This is a genomic window from Streptomyces sp. ActVer (assembly GCF_027270795.1).
In the GTDB taxonomy this organism is placed as follows: Bacteria; Actinomycetota; Actinomycetes; order Streptomycetales; family Streptomycetaceae; genus Streptomyces; species Streptomyces umbrinus_A.
Genome location: NZ_JAPWHT010001036.1, coordinates 1 through 528, shown reverse-complemented (window position 1 = coordinate 528; position 528 = coordinate 1). Strand labels below are relative to the sequence as shown.

Below are 528 nucleotides of genomic sequence, written 5' to 3'. Positions count from 1 at the left end.
CCGATCTCCTCCGCGACCCGCTCCCGGCGCTCGGCCGCCGCCATCCCGCGGCGGTGCACCCGCAACGGCTCGGCGACACACTCCGCCACGCTCATCCGCGCGTCCAGCGAGGCCACCGGGTCCTGCAGCACCACGCCGACGCCGGAGAGCAGGGCCCGGCGCGCACGCCCCCCGGCCCGCCGGAGATCGGCACCGAACAGCGACACCGAACCGGAGGAGGGCGCCACCAGCCCGAGCGCGACCCGGGCCGCCGTCGACTTGCCTGACCCGGACTCCCCGACGAGCCCGAGGGTTTCCCCGGGCCGCACGGTCAGCGACACGTCGTGCAGCGCCTGCACGGCCCGCGGCCCACGGCCGAACCGCACGGAGACGCCGTGCAGTTCGACGACCGGGGGTCCGGTCGGGTCGCCGGGCTCGGTTGTGGCTTCCGGGCCGCCGCGATGGGACGCGACGACCGCGGGCGGGGGCACCGCGCCTCACAGTCCTTGAAGGCCGCGCCACCCTTGTAGTCGACCAGCACGAACGTCA

Annotated in this window: 1 pseudogene; it reads right to left on the bottom strand. The window is 76.3% G+C overall.

Annotated features, from left to right (window positions below):
• A pseudogene (locus tag O3Q52_RS54000) lies at positions 1-392 on the bottom strand (ATP-binding cassette domain-containing protein); the annotation flags it as partial.
• Positions 393-528: the final 136 nt, after the last annotated feature.